Source organism: Phyllobacterium sp. K27 (assembly GCF_054796155.1).
Genome location: NZ_CM139240.1, coordinates 894800 through 910427 on the forward strand (window position 1 = coordinate 894800; position 15628 = coordinate 910427).

Here is a 15628-nt window from a genome sequence, read left to right on the forward strand (position 1 = left end):
CTCAGTCCTTTTTCCGGCATCTTTGAAAGCTGCGATATCTTTTGTTATGCGGACGATGCATTTACGTCAGGTGTTGGGCTTGATGCCATACCACCGGGGTGTGTAAGTCCATTCCCCGCCACCGGTTTTTGGAAAACGGCGGGTTAGAGACGAGCCAACAATGATGACCGTGCGCATATCGACCTGTTCTGGTGTCAAATCTTCCAGCCGGATTGTCCGCAACGTTTCTGCCGGGCGGCCAATGTCGCGGCCCAGAACAACAGGCGTTTCCGGCCTGCGGTGCTGGCGCAGCAGTTCAATCGCGCGCGGCAATTGCCATGGGCGCGGTTTGGAGATTGGATTATAGAAGGCAAAAGCGAAATCGGCTTCGGCCGCCAGAGAGATGCGTTTTTCGATGATCTCCCATGGCTTCAGATTATCCGACAGGGATATGATGCAAAAATCGTGGCCCAGCGGCGCGCCGCTTTTGCTTGCAGCAGCAAGAGCAGCCGAAACGCCCGGCAATATTTCCAGTTCAACCTCGTGCCATGCGGCATTATCCGAGTCATGCAGTGCTTCGATGACTGCTGTAGCCATGGCGAAAACGCCGGGATCACCAGATGAAATCATCACCACGGACCGGCCTGCCGCCGCAAGTTCAAAGGCATGGCGGGCACGCTGCATTTCCTCACGATTGTCAGTCGCATGGATGGTCTGGTCTGATCGAAAGGAGCCTGCCATGCGAATATAGGTCTCGTAGCCGAGGATATCTTGCGCCTGTTGCAGGGTTCGCTTTACTGCGGGAATCATGAAATCCGGATCGCCGGGCCCTAGCCCTATAACGCTGAGTTTTCCACGCGGTGGCGCCTCATCGGCGTGCGCAATTGATTGAAAAACCAGTTCGTTCTGGCCAGCAACGACATCATCGGCGGTCACCCGAATAAGGAGTTCACCATTGTCATCCAATGGCAGACGCGCATCGGCAAGCCAGGGTGCATCCCCATCGATCCGCACGGTCTTACCAGCAAGCATATCGGCAATGAACTTCTTGGCATCGTCAGGGTTTTTCAACTGGAATTGAGGCGGTGGGTTGAGCAGGCATGTACCGAAACGAAGTTCACCGGAGGTTGTAATAGCCGCGGGCACATTGAGAATAGCCGCAATCTGGCGTGCCAGAACATTGACGCCGGTCGTTCCGCCAAGCAGGGGAACGACGGTGCTGCCATCGTCTGCAACAGCGAGTACGGGCGGCTCTGCTCCCTTGTTTTCCAGAATTGAAGCCAATGCGCGAATGGTAATTCCTGCCGAGCAAAGCGCAATGATGGGGTGACCGGATTGATAAAGCCGACGGACCGTGTCGCCGTAATTGTCGAAGCTCTCATCAGGGCCTTCGACGCGCGTAGTCAGGCCATGGATGATGCTACCATCCAGCCCGGATTTGATCTGCAATGCCGTTTGCAGACCTAAGGCGGAGAGAACCAGAATGGCAGGAGAGGCCGTCATTCGCCGTTGCCCTGCCACTTCTCTCCCGGCACCAAGATCAGCGAAAAATAGGGCGAAGATGCGGGATCAACCTCAGCAAGCGGAACAATCCGTTGTGCGTCCATAGTCGCCCGCTCAACATAAAGCGCACGATCCATCAAGCCGAGATCGGTAATGACATCGCGTACCTTCGCAAGGTTTTTGCCGAGTTTCATGATCGCAGCGGCTTCGGTGCTGGCCAATCGTATTTTCAATTCTTCAGCGGATAGCACTCCGGAGAGAACGGTCAGAGTTTGGTTGCGATAGACCAAAGGTGCGCCAAGAACAGCCGCACCGCCCAGTATCGAGCAGACGCCGGGTACGACCTCCGTCTGATAGTCTTCAGCGAGACGATCATGAATATACATGAACGAACCGTAGAAGAATGGGTCGCCTTCGGCGATGACGGCGACATCTGATCCCGCATCCAGATGGGTCCGCAAGACGCCGGTAATTTCACTGTAGAAATCGCTGACGATTTCCTCGTAATTCATATGGGCAGGCAAAATCTCAGTTGTCACAGGATAGACAAGCGGCACCAGCAATTGGCTGTCATTGAGGTATTTTTCAACGATGGTCAGAGCATTGCCCTTTTTGCCCTTGGCCGCATGATAGGCAACGACCGGTGCGGACTGAAGTAGCCGCAACGCCTTCAATGTAATGAGTTCCGGGTCGCCGGGCCCTACACCCAGTCCGAAAAGTCTTCCCTGCACCGACATTATTCTTTCTCCGACGCAAGTGCATTGATAGCTGCCGCAGCCATGGCGCTGCCACCACGACGTCCATGGACAACGACGAAGGGGATGCCATGGGTATTTTCAGCAAGCGCAACTTTCGATTCCATTGCGCCGACAAATCCGACCGGAAAGCCAAGCACCAGTGCGGGGCGTGGAGCGCCTTCCTCAATCATTTCAAGAAGCCGAAAGAGAGCGGTCGGAGCATTGCCAAAGGCAATAACAGCGCCTTCCAGATGAGGACGCCAGAGTTCAAGAGCTGCCGCTGAACGTGTATTGCCCATTTGCGTTGCCAATGCAGCGACCGAGGGGTCATTCAATGTGCAGATCACCTCATTATTGCGGGGCAGGCGGGCACGTGTGACACCCTCGGCAACCATACGCGCATCACAAAGAATAGGCGCGCCAGCAAGCAAGGCATTTCGTCCTGCCGTCGCTGCGCCGTCCGAAAATGCCAGATCCTGAATGACGTCCACCATGCCGCAGGCATGGGCCACGCGCACAGCCAGTTTTTCCAGATCAGCAGGAATACGGCCAAGATCTGCCTCAGCGCGGATAATAACGAAGGAGCGATCATAGATCGCTTGGCCATCGCGAATATAGTCAAGCATGTCATGGCCCCCCGGAGCCGAAATTGGTGCCGATCAGTTCGGCCGATTCCTCGATAGTGCAGTTGCTAGCCAATAGCTTGCCAAATCGCGACGGTCCATTGGTCGCGTGCAGAAAGATATCGTAGCGACCCGCGGAGGTTGCGACCAGCGTTACAGGTTTTGCCAAGGGCGAAGCGCAGGACTTGCTACAGCCGGTAAGATGTATTTGCGGCATATCAGATTTGCCGGCAAGTAGAGCGGCGAGCTGTGTGCCGTCGGACTGGGTTGCTGCCAGTGCTGATTTGCAGCCCGCCGAACCCGAGCAACTGATCATCGTCGCGATTGGCTCCTGAGGGTCACCCATGAGCCCAACTGCGTGAAGTGCAGTCAGCGCCTCCTCTGCATCGTCACTTGCGACGTTCGGTAAAAGCACGCTTTGCCAAGGCGTCAGCTGCAGTGCTCCGGTGCAATATTGGTCGGCGATTGCAGCCAATCTGCGCAGCATATGGGGATTTAAGCGCCCAAGTGGTGGCATCGCACCCACCATTTGTGGATTGTCACCCATGGGCTCTACAATACCAAGATGACCACTTGGTTGCGGTGGCGTTCGACGCCATTGAAGAAGATCTGGTGCTTGAACGGAAGTGTCGAGCCGCTGCTCCAAAAGATGAACAAATTCTTCTTTTCCGACGTCCGCAAACATATGACGGAGACGCGATGCATCAGGATTGCGCTCGTTCCATTCGATGAAAAGATCAAGAATTGCAGTAACGAGGTCGAAGGCGCGCTCAGAACTGATCATTCCCAGCGCTGGTTGATCCTCGGCCAGGACAGGAGGAGTTCCGGCAACGCCAAAGGCGTAGTCCGATATATGAGATTCGGGGTTGATCGGGCTGAGCCAAAGATCATGCGGGTGGCTGACCATGGCAATATTCTCGCCGCCATCAATGAGCACACAGAATTTCGGCGAGAGGGTTTGATAGCTGGGGCTTGTCTGCAATATTGTCAAAACACGCATCGCAAATGACCTGATATCCAGACCTGCAAACGGGCTGATCATGACATTGCGCACATCATCGCCCTTGTCAGTCAAAGGTCCCAACCCAAGCCCGAGCAAACCATCAACCAGCGCATCTTCACTGTCCGGGCGAACGCCGCGAATTTGCACATTTGCCCGGTTGGTAATGTCGATGATGCCATTGCCGGACTGGTCAGCCGCTTTGGCAATACCCCGTGCCTGATCTGAAGTAAGTTTGCCAAAAGTCAGCTTTACCCGGCATATTCCACCATCGCGTGCCTGCGCCATGCGAAACAGGCCCGGACAGGCGGAGCGCCGATCATGGAGTAAGGTTTTGCGGGCGTGTTTTGTTATCAGGCTCATGGCTTTGATGGTTTACAGGATGACGCAGGGCGTGCCAACCATTCTCATCGTCGCGTGTTTCGTTGACCCATCCCACGCTTTCGGGCATGCAATGGCATTGACTGTTCAATGGGATTCATGATGACGCAGTGGCTTACGATAGTCGGGATTGGTGAAGACGGATATGAAGGGCTTGGACAGAATGCACGGGCAGCGCTGAAAGCTGCGGGCACTATATTCGGCGGCAATCGCCATCTTGATTTCCTGCCCGAAGAACTTGGCGCAAAGCGCATCGCATGGCCAACACCGTTTTCCGATGCTTACGCCATGTTGCTTGCCTTGCGCGGCAATGCGGTTGTTGTCCTGGCCAGCGGCGATCCGATGCATTACGGCATGGGCGCAACACTGACGCGTTATGTGAGCCCGGAGGAAATGCTGGTCTTACCTTCACCATCATCGTTTTCGCTTGCCGCCGCGATCATGGGATGGCCTATACAGGACACGCAATTGCTCAGCGTTCACGGGCGGCCACTTGAAACATTGTTAAAGTCCTTTGTGCCACGCGCAAAGCTGCTTGTTCTCAGCAATGATGGTGAAACGCCCGCTCATGTCGCACGACTATTGATCGAGTCCGGCTTTGCTACGGCCCGCTTGACTGTGCTTGAACATTTGGGAGGGGAGAACCAACAGCGCGTTGATGGTGTCGCAAAAAGCTGGGACAGATTGCATTGTGCGGACCTCAATGTTCTTGCCGTGGATTGCGGAGAGCCGGATCAATTTGCGCTGTCATACCCCCTTATGGCTGGACTGCCGGACGAGGCTTACCAACATGACGGGCAATTGACCAAGCGGGACGTGCGCGCGGTAACGCTGGCGCATCTGGCACCCTTACCGGGAGAATTACTTTGGGATGTTGGCGCTGGATGTGGATCCATCGGCATTGAGTGGATGCGCTCACATCCTAAATGCAGGACAATCGCAATCGAGGCCGATGAGAAGCGGCAGGCTCTGATTACTCAGAACAGTAAAACGCTCGGCGTGCCGGACCTCGAACTTGTGCGTGGACAAGCGCCAGCGGTGCTTGCGAAACTCAATTCTCCCGATGCTATTTTCATTGGCGGCGGTGTGACTGATCCTGGTGTTCTGGATGCGTGCTGGCTCGGTTTAAAGCCGGGCGGCAGGCTCGTCGCAAATGCTGTGACCATTCAAAGCGAGATGGCGCTGGTCAAATGGCGGGAAATGCATGGCGGAGATCTTATCAAGCTCAGCGTGTCGCATGCACAGCCGCTTGGAAGCTTTGATAGCTGGCGATCAGCGTTGCCCGTTACTATTTATACCGTTCGCAAACAGGCGTAATGGGGTTCGCGACAGGATCAAGACAGGATTATGCTTTCTAAGGGAGCGCGGGAGATTGCATTCGGGTGGAAATTCATATTCTTAACGTATCAAAAGAGGTTGAAATCCCGTCCTGATGGCAATCAGGGAGTCAGGAGCAGGAAACGCGCATGGCAACGTATAAATATTTCATCTGGCCGGTTTTTTTTACAATTTTCGGGTTGGCGGCCGGGGCCTGGATCGGTTTCATCTATTCCGGAAACATACAGGGTGCACTGTCTGTGCTGTTTATCTGCGCCGTGCTTGGTGTATTGGAAATATCGCTGTCGTTCGATAATGCCATTGTGAATGCCAAAATACTTAAAGACATGACTCCGGTCTGGCAGCATCGCTTCCTCACATGGGGTATCATCATAGCCGTTTTCGGCATGCGTATTGTCTTTCCGCTTGCCATTGTAGCGGTTGCTGCCTGGATTGACCCGATTTCCGCAATGAAACTCGCCATCTCCAATCCTGAAGAATATGCGCGCATCATGAAAGAAGCCCATGTCGGAATTGCTGCCTTTGGCGGCACGTTCCTCCTGATGGTTGGGCTGAAATTCTTCTTCGATTACGAAAAAGACGTCCATTGGATCAAGCTCATCGAGAGCCGTGCATCCCGCTTTGCCTCAATTCAGGGCATTGAGGTCGGCGTTGTTCTTATTCTCATTATCTTTTTTTCCCGCCAGCTCGTCGGGGAAGAATCCGTAACGTTTCTTACATCGGCCATTTACGGGCTTCTAACATTTCTTGTTGTCGAAGGCATTGGTGCCTTACTTGATGCCACGCAGGAACAGATGGATACTGTCCACAAAGGCGGATTGGGTGCTTTCCTATACCTCGAAGTGCTGGATGCCAGTTTTTCGTTCGACGGTGTCATTGGTGCTTTTGCACTTTCGACGAACCTGTTCGTCATCGCGATTGGTCTGGGTATCGGCGCATTCTATGTGCGGTCGCTCACAATCATGCTGGTGGAAAAGGAGACTCTCGGCCAGTACCGGTACCTGGAACACGGCGCTTTCTATGCAATCCTTGTTCTCGCAGTCATCATGTACTGCCAAACACTGTTCCACATCCCGGAAGTGATTACAGGCCTCATTGGCGCAACGCTGATTGTTTTCTCGCTGGTTTCGTCGATTATTTATCGCCGCCGTAATCCGGAAGCCATCGAAGCATAGAGTCACAGATCGGGTATGTTTGAGAAACGCGTTGAACTTTAAAGATTGGATCGACCGATCACATTGCGGTCATCGATTCTTGTAATTGGCCTTGCGGAGCAAGAGGTTTCAAGTCTAGGAACGTTTTATCTATTTTCTCCTTGTCTGGTGACCTCTTGCAGCCTCTCTCAAAGCCTCAAATAGCTTCCTATATATTGGCACTTGTCGCACTTGTCGGTGCCGTTCAACTTGGATTGCTTTCAGCGCTCCTGGCCGGGCTTTTGGTCTATAGCCTGGTGCATATGGCAGCGCCTTTACTTGGAAGAATGGGCGTTTCCAATGGTCTGACAAGAACACTGGCCTTGGCGATACTTGCTCTCATTTTTATACTTCTCCTCGTTATCGGTGTGATGCGTGGCATGGTGCTGCTGACCGACGGGTCTGAAGGCATTGTCTCGCTGTTTCGGAAAATGGCGGAGATCATCGATACGGCGCAGCTTCACCTTCCAACCTGGGCGCGTGACTACTTCCCATCCAACCTGGAAGAGCTGGAAACCTTTGCGGCAGGGTGGTTGCGCAATCATGCCGGGCAATTGCAGCTCGTAGGTCGTGATATTGGCGTCCTGCTTATACGGATAATTCTTGGCATGGTCATCGGGGGATTGATTGCGCTAACATCTGTTTCGCCCATCAGAAAGCCGGGACCTCTGGCCGAAGCCATGACAGAGCGTGCAGCATTGTTAAGTAATGCGTTCCGCAATATCGTTTTTTCACAGTTGCGGATTTCCGCGTTAAATACTTTTTTCACCGGAATTTTCCTGGCAATTATATTGCCTGCTTTTGGCATTCATCTGCCATTGGTAAAAACGATGATTGCTGTAACATTTCTGGTTGGCTTGCTTCCGGTTATAGGAAATTTGATATCCAACACTGTAATCGTCATTGTTGCCCTTAGTGTTTCCTTTACAGCGGCAGTTGGGTCGCTCGCATTCCTGGTCATTATTCACAAGCTTGAGTACTTCATGAACGCGAAGATTATCGGCTCGCGTATTAAGGCTGCCGCTTGGGAACTATTGCTTGCGATGATTGTCTTAGAAGCTTGGTACGGCATTGCGGGACTTGTCGCTGCCCCGATTTACTATGCCTATCTGAAGGACGAGCTAAAGATGCGCGGGTTAATTTAGGCGGCGGTTACTGCCCGCCTGTCACTGACGTGCGTAGCAGCATTCAACCGACCGCAACTAAAGTACAGCCTTTAATTGCAATTTTACCGCAAGAATCGAGGATTCTTTCGCAAAGTTGCCAGTTTTACCTTCATGGGCGGGGCTGATTTGGTTCGAACCGATTTTGGCTTGCCATTTTATTTCAAAAGCTATCGTTTACCCGCATAAATTCCACTGGCCCCACTGGCTCCATCATTATAGAGTTGCATATGATTTGAAATCTGGAGTTGCACATGTCGTCGTTCCCAAATGAGGTCCGTTCCATCCTCAACCGCGTCATAGGATCATCTCCGGCAGACCTTCGTCTGGTTGCGCAGCGGCTGCATGACCATGCCGTTGAAGAGCGCATGCCGGTTGACGAAGTAAAAACAAATCTCGCGCTGCTCGGTTATGCCACTATTTCGGATTTCTGCCGCGATCTTGATTTGCCGCCGCATGTGGCAGAGCGCTGGGAACGCTTTGGCGTATCGTCAGAGATGAAGCAGGTCTTCGGCATGCTGATCAATCAACGCAAAAAGTTCGCCGCTGCCGCTGCTGAATTCGAAGCCATTACCCATGTTGGCCTGATGGATTTTTTGCGCAGCCGAGGCGTTCTGTAGGCGCACGCACTTCTCAACTTTCGCTCAATGTGAATTTTTCTTCAGCAGCTGTGTTTGTCATATAAGTTTCATTGTTCAAATGTATTTGACAAAAGACAAATGAACATGAACACTCTTCCTGCGTGATGGGTCGTGAGAACCTGGAACGCATGGAGGAGGATTTTTCGTGGGCATATGTCCCCTCGATCAAACCGAATCCCCCTTGGGAGGAGAAAAAAATGAACAAGCTTCTGAAAATGACACTTGGCGTGCCAGCCTTTTTTGCTGTGTCGCTGGCCTTTGGTGCGGCCAACGCTGAAACGCTCAGCCTTTATACATCGCAGCCCGATGCGGATGCGGCAAAAACCGTCGAGGCTTTCCGCAAGGTCAATCCGGATATCGAAGTGCAGGTCTACCGGTCTGGCACCAGCGATATTTTGAGCAAGCTTGCTGCGGAATTTTCTGCAGGTTCCACGCAGGCAGACGTGTTGTTGATCGCCGATGCGGTGAGCATGGAAGGGCTGAAGAAGCAGGGCAAGTTGCAGGCCTATGAAAAGGCGAATGTCGAAGGCTTTGACAAGGATGCCTATGACAAAGACAAGACCTATTTCGGCAGCAAGCTGATCACCACAGGCATCGCCTATAATTCAGCGGCAACGGCAAAGCCTGAGCATTGGGCAGACCTGACCAAGCCGGAATATAAGGGCATGATCGTTATGCCAAGCCCGCTTTACTCCGGTGCGGCTGCTTATCTTTTGAGCGGATTTGTTGGAAATTCAGAACTTGGCTGGGATTATTTCGACAAACTCAAGGCCAATGAAACAGTGGCTGTCCGCGGCAATGGCGCTGTGCTGAAATCCGTTGCCAGTGGCGAGAAGCCTTACGGCATTCTGGTGGATTTCATGGCGTTGAACGCAAAGGCCAAGGGCTCTCCGATTGAATTCGTGTTCCCGCCGGAAGGTGTTCCTGCCGTGACCGAGCCAGTCGCGATCATGTCCGAGACGAAGAATCTGCCAGCCGCACAGAAGTTTGTTGACTTCATTCTTTCGGATGAGGGCCAAAAGCTGGCGCTTGAACAGGGCTATTTGCCAGCAAAGCCGTCCATTGGTCGTCCTTCCTGGTTGCCAGAAGGTGTCGAGGTCAAGGTCATGCCGATTGAAACACTGAAAGTTCTGGAAGCGACCGACGCTGACAAGGCCAAATTTTCTGAGATGTTTGGCGGCTAATGGCTGTTCTGGCGAGAGAATGCAATTGAATTCTCTTGCCGTTTTCAGTTTGGCAATTGCGCTGTGCGTGGTTCGACAAGCTCACCATGAGGGATGTGGAAGGTTGTAAAAACCGTCTGCAACGGCTCAGACCAAGGCTCTTTGCAAACCACTACATCCCTCATGGTGAGCTTGTCGAACCACGCACAGCGATAATGCAATAAAGTTTAGCATATTGGAATGCTTGGGACTATAAATGACTGTTTCCGTTGAAAAGCGTCAGGGGGCTGATACTGCTCTGATTGCAGGGGTGGCGATCATTGTTGCGATGCTTTCCATCGTACCGATGCTGCGTCTTGCTTTTGAGATCGTCATGCCGCAAGGCAGTCTTTCTGCGGCGCCGCTGCGGGCAGCGCTTTCCGGCTCGGCAACATGGACAGCCACTTTGCATTCCTTGCAGGTGGGCATAGGCGGCACAGTGCTGGCGGTCATTCTTGGCACTGCCGTCGCCCTTCTGGTAAGCCTCACCAATGTGCGCGGACGCAGCACTTTCGTTTTGCTTTATGTGGTGCCGCTGCTTATTGCACCGCAGGTTACGGCACTGGCCTGGCTGCAATTGTTCGGACCTGCAAGCCCGTTTCTCAAGTTGATTGGCATGGCACCAGCGCTGGGCAGCAAAAATCCGCTCTATTCAACGACCGGCATCATCGTGCTGCTTGGCGTGCAATATGGCCCCCTGGTTTTCCTGATGGTAAGGGCCGGATTGCGCAAACTGCCGCGTGAACTGGTGGAAGCGGCATTGAGCAGCGGTGCCAGCCGGCTAACGGTCCTTCGCACCATCATTCTGCCGTTGATGACGCCATCAATTATTGGTGCCACGGCATTGGCCTTTGTTTCCTGCGTCGGCAATTTCGGCATCCCCGCTTTTCTCGGCATACCGGCGGGCTATCTCGTCCTGCCAACATTGATCTACCAGCGACTGGCTGGTGGTGGCCCCGCCGTGCTTTCCGAAGTTGCGGTGCTTTCCATGCTGATCGGCTTGATCGCCATGGCCGGAATACTGGCGCAGGACTATACCTCCCGTCGCCGCGACTATCGTATTGCTTCGACCTCTCTACCTGCCGCGCCATTTGAGCTTGGGCGCTGGCGCCCCTTGGCGGAAATCGCCATGTGGCTGCTGATTGTCATTGTGCTGGTTCTGCCGATTGTCGGTTTGTTTTTGACCTCGCTTGTCGCTGCTTATGGCGTTCCGCTGAGCATGAAGACTGTGACGCTCGCCAATTACGCCTTCGTGCTATTCGACCATGCGGCGGCGAAACGGGCATTCTTCAACAGCTTCGGCCTTTCCCTTGCTGCGGCGGCTTTTGCGGTGCTTGTCGCGGTGCCGCTTGGCTATCTGATCACTTGGCGCAAACGCTGGTGGACGAGGTTCCTGAATCTCTCCGCCGAACTGCCCTATGCCTTGCCCGGCGTGGTTTTGGCGATTGCCTCGCTGCTCCTGTTCCTGAAGCCGCTGCCGATTATTGGCTTGCAGATTTACAATACGATCTGGATCATCCTTTACGCCTATCTCGCCCGGTTTCTCGTATTGGCATTGCGACCCACGATCAGCGGCTTGCACCAGATCGATCGCTCGCTTGAAGAAGCGGCGCAGGTAGCCGGAGCCGGTCTCATAAGGCGCATGAGAACCATTGTGTTTCCGCTTGTCGCGCCTGCGACACTTGCCGGTGGCGTGCTGATTTTCATGACTGCGTTCAGCGAATTGACAGTTTCAGCGCTGCTATGGGCTTCCGGTTCGGAAACGATCGGCGTGGTGATCTTTTCTTTTGAGCAGGGCGGCGATTCCAACTACGCCGCCGCCATATCAACCCTGACGATTGTCGTGATTTTTGCGCTGATGCTGTTGACCAATCTGTTCGCACGCAGCCTTCCAAACGGAGTTCTGCCATGGCGGGATTGAAAATTGAAAATGTAACCAAGACATTTGGCGATTTCGACGCTTTGTCGAATGTTTCGCTGGATGTTGGCAATGGCGAGTTCGTGGCCGTGCTTGGGCCATCCGGCTGTGGCAAGACCACACTGTTGCGCCTTGTCGCGGGTTTTGAACAGGTCAATCAAGGGACGATCACTGTCGGCGGAAAGGTGATGTCCGACCCGAAACTGAACGTTCCGCCAGAGCAAAGGCGTGTTGGTATTGTTTTCCAGAATTATGCGCTTTGGCCGCATATGAGCGTTTCGGAAAATGTTGGTTACAGCCTGAAAGTGGCGAAAGTCGATAAAGCCGAACGCGAGCGGCGCATCTCGGAAGCGCTGGAACTGGTCGATCTGCAAGGATATGGCGACCGCCGTCCGGCCAATCTTTCCGGTGGGCAGAGACAGCGCGTGGCTTTGGCGCGATGTCTCGTATCCACGCCATCTCTGGTCCTGTTCGATGAACCGCTTGCCAATCTCGACGTGCATTTGCGTGCCTCCATGGAAGATGAGTTTGCCTCATTCCACAAGCGCACCGGCACGACGATAATTTACATCACGCACGATCAGGCCGAAGCCATGGCGCTGGCGGATCGTATTGCCGTGATGGATAAGGGCCATTTGGTGCAGTTTGCGACGCCGCGCGAACTTTATGAACAACCGGCGACGCCTATGGTGGCATCTTTTATCGCGCAGGGCATGGTGCTGCCAGCCAAGGTTCTGGCGGCAGAAGTGGACGGGCAATGCAAGGTGGAAGTGCTTGGACAGGAGGCTGTTTTCCGCTGCCGAACCGGACAAGCCGTGACAGGTGATGCAAAGGTGTGCATTCGCGCTGCCGATATCATCCCGGCGGCAAGTGGCGGGATTGAGGTTTCCGTAAAGCGCAGCATCTATCGGGGTGGAGGCTCGCGGATCGAGGCGGTGGCGGGCGATCAGGCGCAGGAACTGCATTTCGATCTCGCGGACCCGAAGCGGCTTGCTGAGGGCGAGACAGCGCACATCACCATTGCCTCCGGCTGGGTCATCCCGGGGGCGAATGTCTGATGCGGATTGATCTTCACGGCGGCTTTGGCGAGAAGGGCCGGACCAGCGTTGGCATTTCGGTCGGCGGCAAGAGCATCCTTCTGGACGTTGGCATAAAGGTGGGCGCGACGGGTCGGGATTATTACCCGGCAATTAATGATGCAGCGATTGCCGCGCTCGATGCAGTCTTTGTTTCGCACGCGCATGAGGATCATATTGGCGGGCTGGCCTGGCTGCTTTCACACGGGTTTCGCGGCCGCATCTTCATGACTGCGGAAACATCTTTGGAAGCGTCTGATATGCTCCGGCAATATGGCGAGCGGGAACATATGCGGGCCTTCGAGATGGCTGCACAGTCCGCTGAATTGTTTGCAGCGGGTGAAACAATCGACCTTGGGGGCCTGAGAATTTCGACCGGACGTTCCGGCCATGTGGCGGGAGGCGTGTGGTTTGCCGCCAGCGATGGCGCGAAGTCTGCTGTCTATACGGCTGATGTGGTGCCGGATAGTGCAGTTTTTGCCATGGACCCGATCCCGCGCTGTGATCTGCTGATCCTTGATGCTTCGTATGGCGATGATGCTATTTCAAGCGATGAGCGCGTCTCTGCGATCCGGCAATGGGTGGGTGCGCAGCCAGACGGTTGCCTACTGCCTGTGCCGCTTTCCGGCAAACCGCTGGAACTGATGGCTATCCTGCCTGAGCGCTTTGCCATTCATGCGAGCATGCGCGAGCCGGTGGCGGCGCAAATTGCTGCAAGGGGTGCCTTCCACCCTGGCGTTGAGGCGATGCTGACGGAGCGGCTGGCCAAGGCTCTGGACTGGTCAGAGTCCGATGCTTTGCCGGACTGCCCGCTCATGAGTTTCGACGGGATGGGAAGCGCCGGGCCATCGGTGGCGGCAATCAAGCGCGCGGCGGATCAAGGATATCCGATCCTGCTGACAGGTCACATTCCGCCCAACACGCCAGCTTCGGAATTGTTTGAAGCAAAGCGGGCGGAGTGGATTAGGCTGCCGACCCATCCAACGCGGCAGGGTAACGTAGCAATCTGGGAAAAGGCGGGGCGTTCAGCAACGCTGGGGCACTCATGCTCGCTGGATTCGCTAAGCGCGCTGAAACAATATCTGCCTGCACTGAACGATACGGCGGTTACGGGCGACCATATTGAAATATAGAAGGCGAATACGATGAGAATTCTGGTTTGCAATGATGACGGAATCGATGCGCCGGGATTGGCTGTGCTGGTAGAGGCGGCAAGGCTGATCACCGATGATGTCTGGGTTGTCGCGCCGGATGGCAAGCGCACGGCCGCGGGGGCCTCCATCACTGTTGGCAGGCCATTGACGATGCGGGAATTTGCGCCCAAGCGCTATTCCTGTTCTGGCACGCCTGCCGATTGCGTCGTGACGGCAATGAGTTGGCTGTTCAAGGATGAGGAGCGGCCCGATCTGGTGCTCTCCGGTATCAATGACGGGCGCAATGTTGCCGAGGATCTGGCCTATTCCGGCACGCTTGGCATAGCGCGCGAAGCCACATTCTGGGGGATTGCCGCAATCGGCTTTTCGCGGGTGAAGAAGCCGGAGCAGATGGAGAGCGATGTCAAATGGCTTGCCGATTTTGTTCGCACATTGTGGAACGAGCGTGATGAATGGGTGCTGGAAGGCCATTGGCTGAGCGTCAACCTGCCGACTTTATTGCCAGCGGAAATTCGCCAGCCGCGCATAGGCCGTGACAAGATCGCGCTTAACGCCGATGTGGTGAGCAAGGAGGGCGAATTGACGACGCTCATTGTGCCACGTGGCCGCGCCCATACCAGCGAAGAGGGTGACGATAATGATCTGATCGATTGTGGCTATGTCTGTGTCAACCGGCTGAACTGGTTTGGTGAGGCGCAGCTGGAAGCCCGTCTGATTGAGGAGCTCTAACCGCGCCGTGCGATGAGAATGCCAAAGATCACGATAACGCCGCCTATGGCCTGCATGAGGCCGATGGGTTCGCTGAGCAGGACCCAGGCCAATGCTGCGGCGACGACCGGCTGCAACAGTAGGGTCAGCGATGAGAAGGCGGGAGGCAAAAAGGCGAGCGCATAGGTGATCATGCCTTGGCCCGCCGCATGAGAAATAAAAGCGAGCCCCGCCAGCATCGCCCAGCCAAACAGCGTCAATGGTATGAGGTTTGTTTCAAAGATAAGCGATACAGGCAGCATGCAGATTGCAGCGGAGGCTGTGCTCCAGATCATGATGGTGCGGGTGGAAAATCGCACGCGAAGACGCCCGATGACGAGGATATAGCCCGCATAGAAAATAGCGGCGACAGCGGCGGTTGCGTCCCCTGCAAGCTTTCCATCACCCAGCGCCGCTGGCCCACCCTTCAGCACGACAACGCCGATGAGCGCCGTCGCAAGGCCGATGAGAAAAATCCTGCTGACACGGGCGCGGAAAATTGCCCAACTGCCAAGTGTCACAAAGATTGGCGCAAGATTGGCCAAAAGGGTGGCATTGGCGACCGAGGTCATATGTAGCGCGAGGTGCCATGCAGCAAGATCAGCCGCCAGAAAGATGCCGGGCATGGACAGCCAGAAATAATCGGCGAGGCTTTCCGGGCGGGCGTCGCGTTTGACGTCTGGCATTGCTTTTGACCAGACCAGAAGCGGAAGGAAAGCCAGTGCGACACGCCAGAAGGCAGTCGTCATGGGGCCGACTTCCGACAGGCGCACGAAGATCGGTGAGCCGCCAATGGCAATGCCGCCAAGCAGCAGCGCAGCAAGAGCTAATCGATTGGCGTTGGCGGTCTGTACGCTCTGGGCAGTCATGAATGCGTTCCGGTGTTTGCGATGTGTCTAAACGAAACCCGCTATAGTGCAAATTCGAATGATTGACGTTTACGATGAAGGGAACTTCACGCTCACGGAACCAA

General features: G+C 54.6%; 14 protein-coding genes. 9 read left to right on the top strand and 5 right to left on the bottom strand.

Annotated elements, in window-relative coordinates; translation table 11 throughout:
* Nucleotides 1-66: 66 nt before the first annotated feature.
* The 4 genes from cobJ to cobG are packed head-to-tail and all read right to left on the bottom strand — an operon-like array spanning nt 67 to nt 4205.
* Nucleotides 67-1482, bottom strand: coding sequence for a precorrin-3B C(17)-methyltransferase (gene cobJ / locus ACYJL1_RS04395; RefSeq protein ID WP_460897206.1), 1416 nt, complete (start codon nt 1480-1482; stop codon nt 67-69).
* The gene (locus tag ACYJL1_RS04400; RefSeq protein WP_460897207.1) at nt 1479-2219 is read right to left on the bottom strand and encodes a precorrin-2 C(20)-methyltransferase; all 741 of its coding nucleotides are present in this window, start codon (nt 2217-2219) and stop codon (nt 1479-1481) included. The genes cobJ and ACYJL1_RS04400 overlap by 4 nt, the downstream gene beginning before the upstream one ends.
* Nucleotides 2219-2845, bottom strand: coding sequence for a precorrin-8X methylmutase (locus ACYJL1_RS04405; protein WP_460897208.1), 627 nt, complete (start codon nt 2843-2845; stop codon nt 2219-2221). The genes ACYJL1_RS04400 and ACYJL1_RS04405 overlap by 1 nt, the downstream gene beginning before the upstream one ends.
* A 1-nt stretch (nt 2846) precedes the next feature.
* The gene (gene cobG, locus ACYJL1_RS04410) at nt 2847-4205 is read right to left on the bottom strand and encodes a precorrin-3B synthase (RefSeq protein ID WP_460897209.1); all 1359 of its coding nucleotides are present in this window, start codon (nt 4203-4205) and stop codon (nt 2847-2849) included.
* Between the two features lie 120 nt (nt 4206-4325).
* Between cobG and cbiE the strand changes: the two genes are divergently transcribed.
* From cbiE to surE, 9 genes are all read left to right on the top strand, one after another.
* A complete protein-coding gene (gene cbiE, locus ACYJL1_RS04415; RefSeq protein WP_460897934.1) occupies nt 4326-5540 on the top strand; it encodes a precorrin-6y C5,15-methyltransferase (decarboxylating) subunit CbiE in 1215 nt (404 codons plus the stop codon).
* Nucleotides 5541-5689: 149 nt separating this feature from the next.
* Entirely contained in the window at nt 5690-6736 is a 1047-nt protein-coding gene (locus tag ACYJL1_RS04420; protein WP_460897210.1) for a DUF475 domain-containing protein, read from the top strand.
* A 155-nt stretch (nt 6737-6891) separates the two neighbouring features.
* Complete coding sequence (locus ACYJL1_RS04425; RefSeq protein WP_460897211.1) at nt 6892-7899, top strand: AI-2E family transporter; 1008 nt, start codon at nt 6892-6894, stop codon at nt 7897-7899.
* Nucleotides 7900-8171: 272 nt separating this feature from the next.
* On the top strand, nt 8172-8537 hold the full coding sequence (locus tag ACYJL1_RS04430; protein ID WP_460897212.1) for a hypothetical protein: 366 nt from the start codon (nt 8172-8174) through the stop codon (nt 8535-8537).
* A 218-nt stretch (nt 8538-8755) separates the two neighbouring features.
* A complete protein-coding gene (locus ACYJL1_RS04435) occupies nt 8756-9742 on the top strand; it encodes an ABC transporter substrate-binding protein (RefSeq protein ID WP_460897213.1) in 987 nt (328 codons plus the stop codon).
* A 235-nt stretch (nt 9743-9977) separates the two neighbouring features.
* Nucleotides 9978-11681, top strand: coding sequence for an ABC transporter permease (locus tag ACYJL1_RS04440; protein ID WP_460897214.1), 1704 nt, complete (start codon nt 9978-9980; stop codon nt 11679-11681).
* Nucleotides 11669-12736, top strand: coding sequence for an ABC transporter ATP-binding protein (locus tag ACYJL1_RS04445; protein WP_460897215.1), 1068 nt, complete (start codon nt 11669-11671; stop codon nt 12734-12736). Before ACYJL1_RS04440 ends, ACYJL1_RS04445 begins: the two co-directional genes overlap by 13 nt.
* Nucleotides 12736-13887: an MBL fold metallo-hydrolase gene (locus ACYJL1_RS04450; RefSeq protein ID WP_460897216.1), complete on the top strand. Its 1152-nt coding sequence runs from the start codon at nt 12736-12738 to the stop codon at nt 13885-13887. Before ACYJL1_RS04445 ends, ACYJL1_RS04450 begins: the two co-directional genes overlap by 1 nt.
* A gap of 12 nt (nt 13888-13899) precedes the next feature.
* A complete protein-coding gene (surE, locus tag ACYJL1_RS04455; protein WP_460897217.1) occupies nt 13900-14637 on the top strand; it encodes a 5'/3'-nucleotidase SurE in 738 nt (245 codons plus the stop codon).
* Here surE and ACYJL1_RS04460 read toward each other — a convergent pair.
* Nucleotides 14634-15524: a DMT family transporter gene (locus tag ACYJL1_RS04460; RefSeq protein WP_460897218.1), complete on the bottom strand. Its 891-nt coding sequence runs from the start codon at nt 15522-15524 to the stop codon at nt 14634-14636. The genes surE and ACYJL1_RS04460 overlap by 4 nt on opposite strands.
* Between the last annotated feature and the right edge of the window lie 104 nt (nt 15525-15628).

What these genes read in the sequence shown, in the direction of transcription:
- ACYJL1_RS04445 (WP_460897215.1), top strand. Translation starts at nt 11,669, where the DNA reads ATGGCGGGATTGAAAATTGAAAATGTAACCAAGACATTTGGCGATTTC.
- cobG (WP_460897209.1), bottom strand. Translation starts at nt 4,205, where the DNA reads ATGAGCCTGATAACAAAACACGCCCGCAAAACCTTACTCCATGATCGG.
- ACYJL1_RS04420 (WP_460897210.1), top strand. Translation starts at nt 5,690, where the DNA reads ATGGCAACGTATAAATATTTCATCTGGCCGGTTTTTTTTACAATTTTC.
- surE (WP_460897217.1), top strand. Translation starts at nt 13,900, where the DNA reads ATGAGAATTCTGGTTTGCAATGATGACGGAATCGATGCGCCGGGATTG.
- cbiE (WP_460897934.1), top strand. Translation starts at nt 4,326, where the DNA reads ATGACGCAGTGGCTTACGATAGTCGGGATTGGTGAAGACGGATATGAA.
- cobJ (WP_460897206.1), bottom strand. Translation starts at nt 1,482, where the DNA reads ATGACGGCCTCTCCTGCCATTCTGGTTCTCTCCGCCTTAGGTCTGCAA.
- ACYJL1_RS04405 (WP_460897208.1), bottom strand. Translation starts at nt 2,845, where the DNA reads ATGCTTGACTATATTCGCGATGGCCAAGCGATCTATGATCGCTCCTTC.
- ACYJL1_RS04400 (WP_460897207.1), bottom strand. Translation starts at nt 2,219, where the DNA reads ATGTCGGTGCAGGGAAGACTTTTCGGACTGGGTGTAGGGCCCGGCGAC.
- ACYJL1_RS04430 (WP_460897212.1), top strand. Translation starts at nt 8,172, where the DNA reads ATGTCGTCGTTCCCAAATGAGGTCCGTTCCATCCTCAACCGCGTCATA.
- ACYJL1_RS04460 (WP_460897218.1), bottom strand. Translation starts at nt 15,524, where the DNA reads ATGACTGCCCAGAGCGTACAGACCGCCAACGCCAATCGATTAGCTCTT.
- ACYJL1_RS04440 (WP_460897214.1), top strand. Translation starts at nt 9,978, where the DNA reads ATGACTGTTTCCGTTGAAAAGCGTCAGGGGGCTGATACTGCTCTGATT.
- ACYJL1_RS04435 (WP_460897213.1), top strand. Translation starts at nt 8,756, where the DNA reads ATGAACAAGCTTCTGAAAATGACACTTGGCGTGCCAGCCTTTTTTGCT.
- ACYJL1_RS04450 (WP_460897216.1), top strand. Translation starts at nt 12,736, where the DNA reads ATGCGGATTGATCTTCACGGCGGCTTTGGCGAGAAGGGCCGGACCAGC.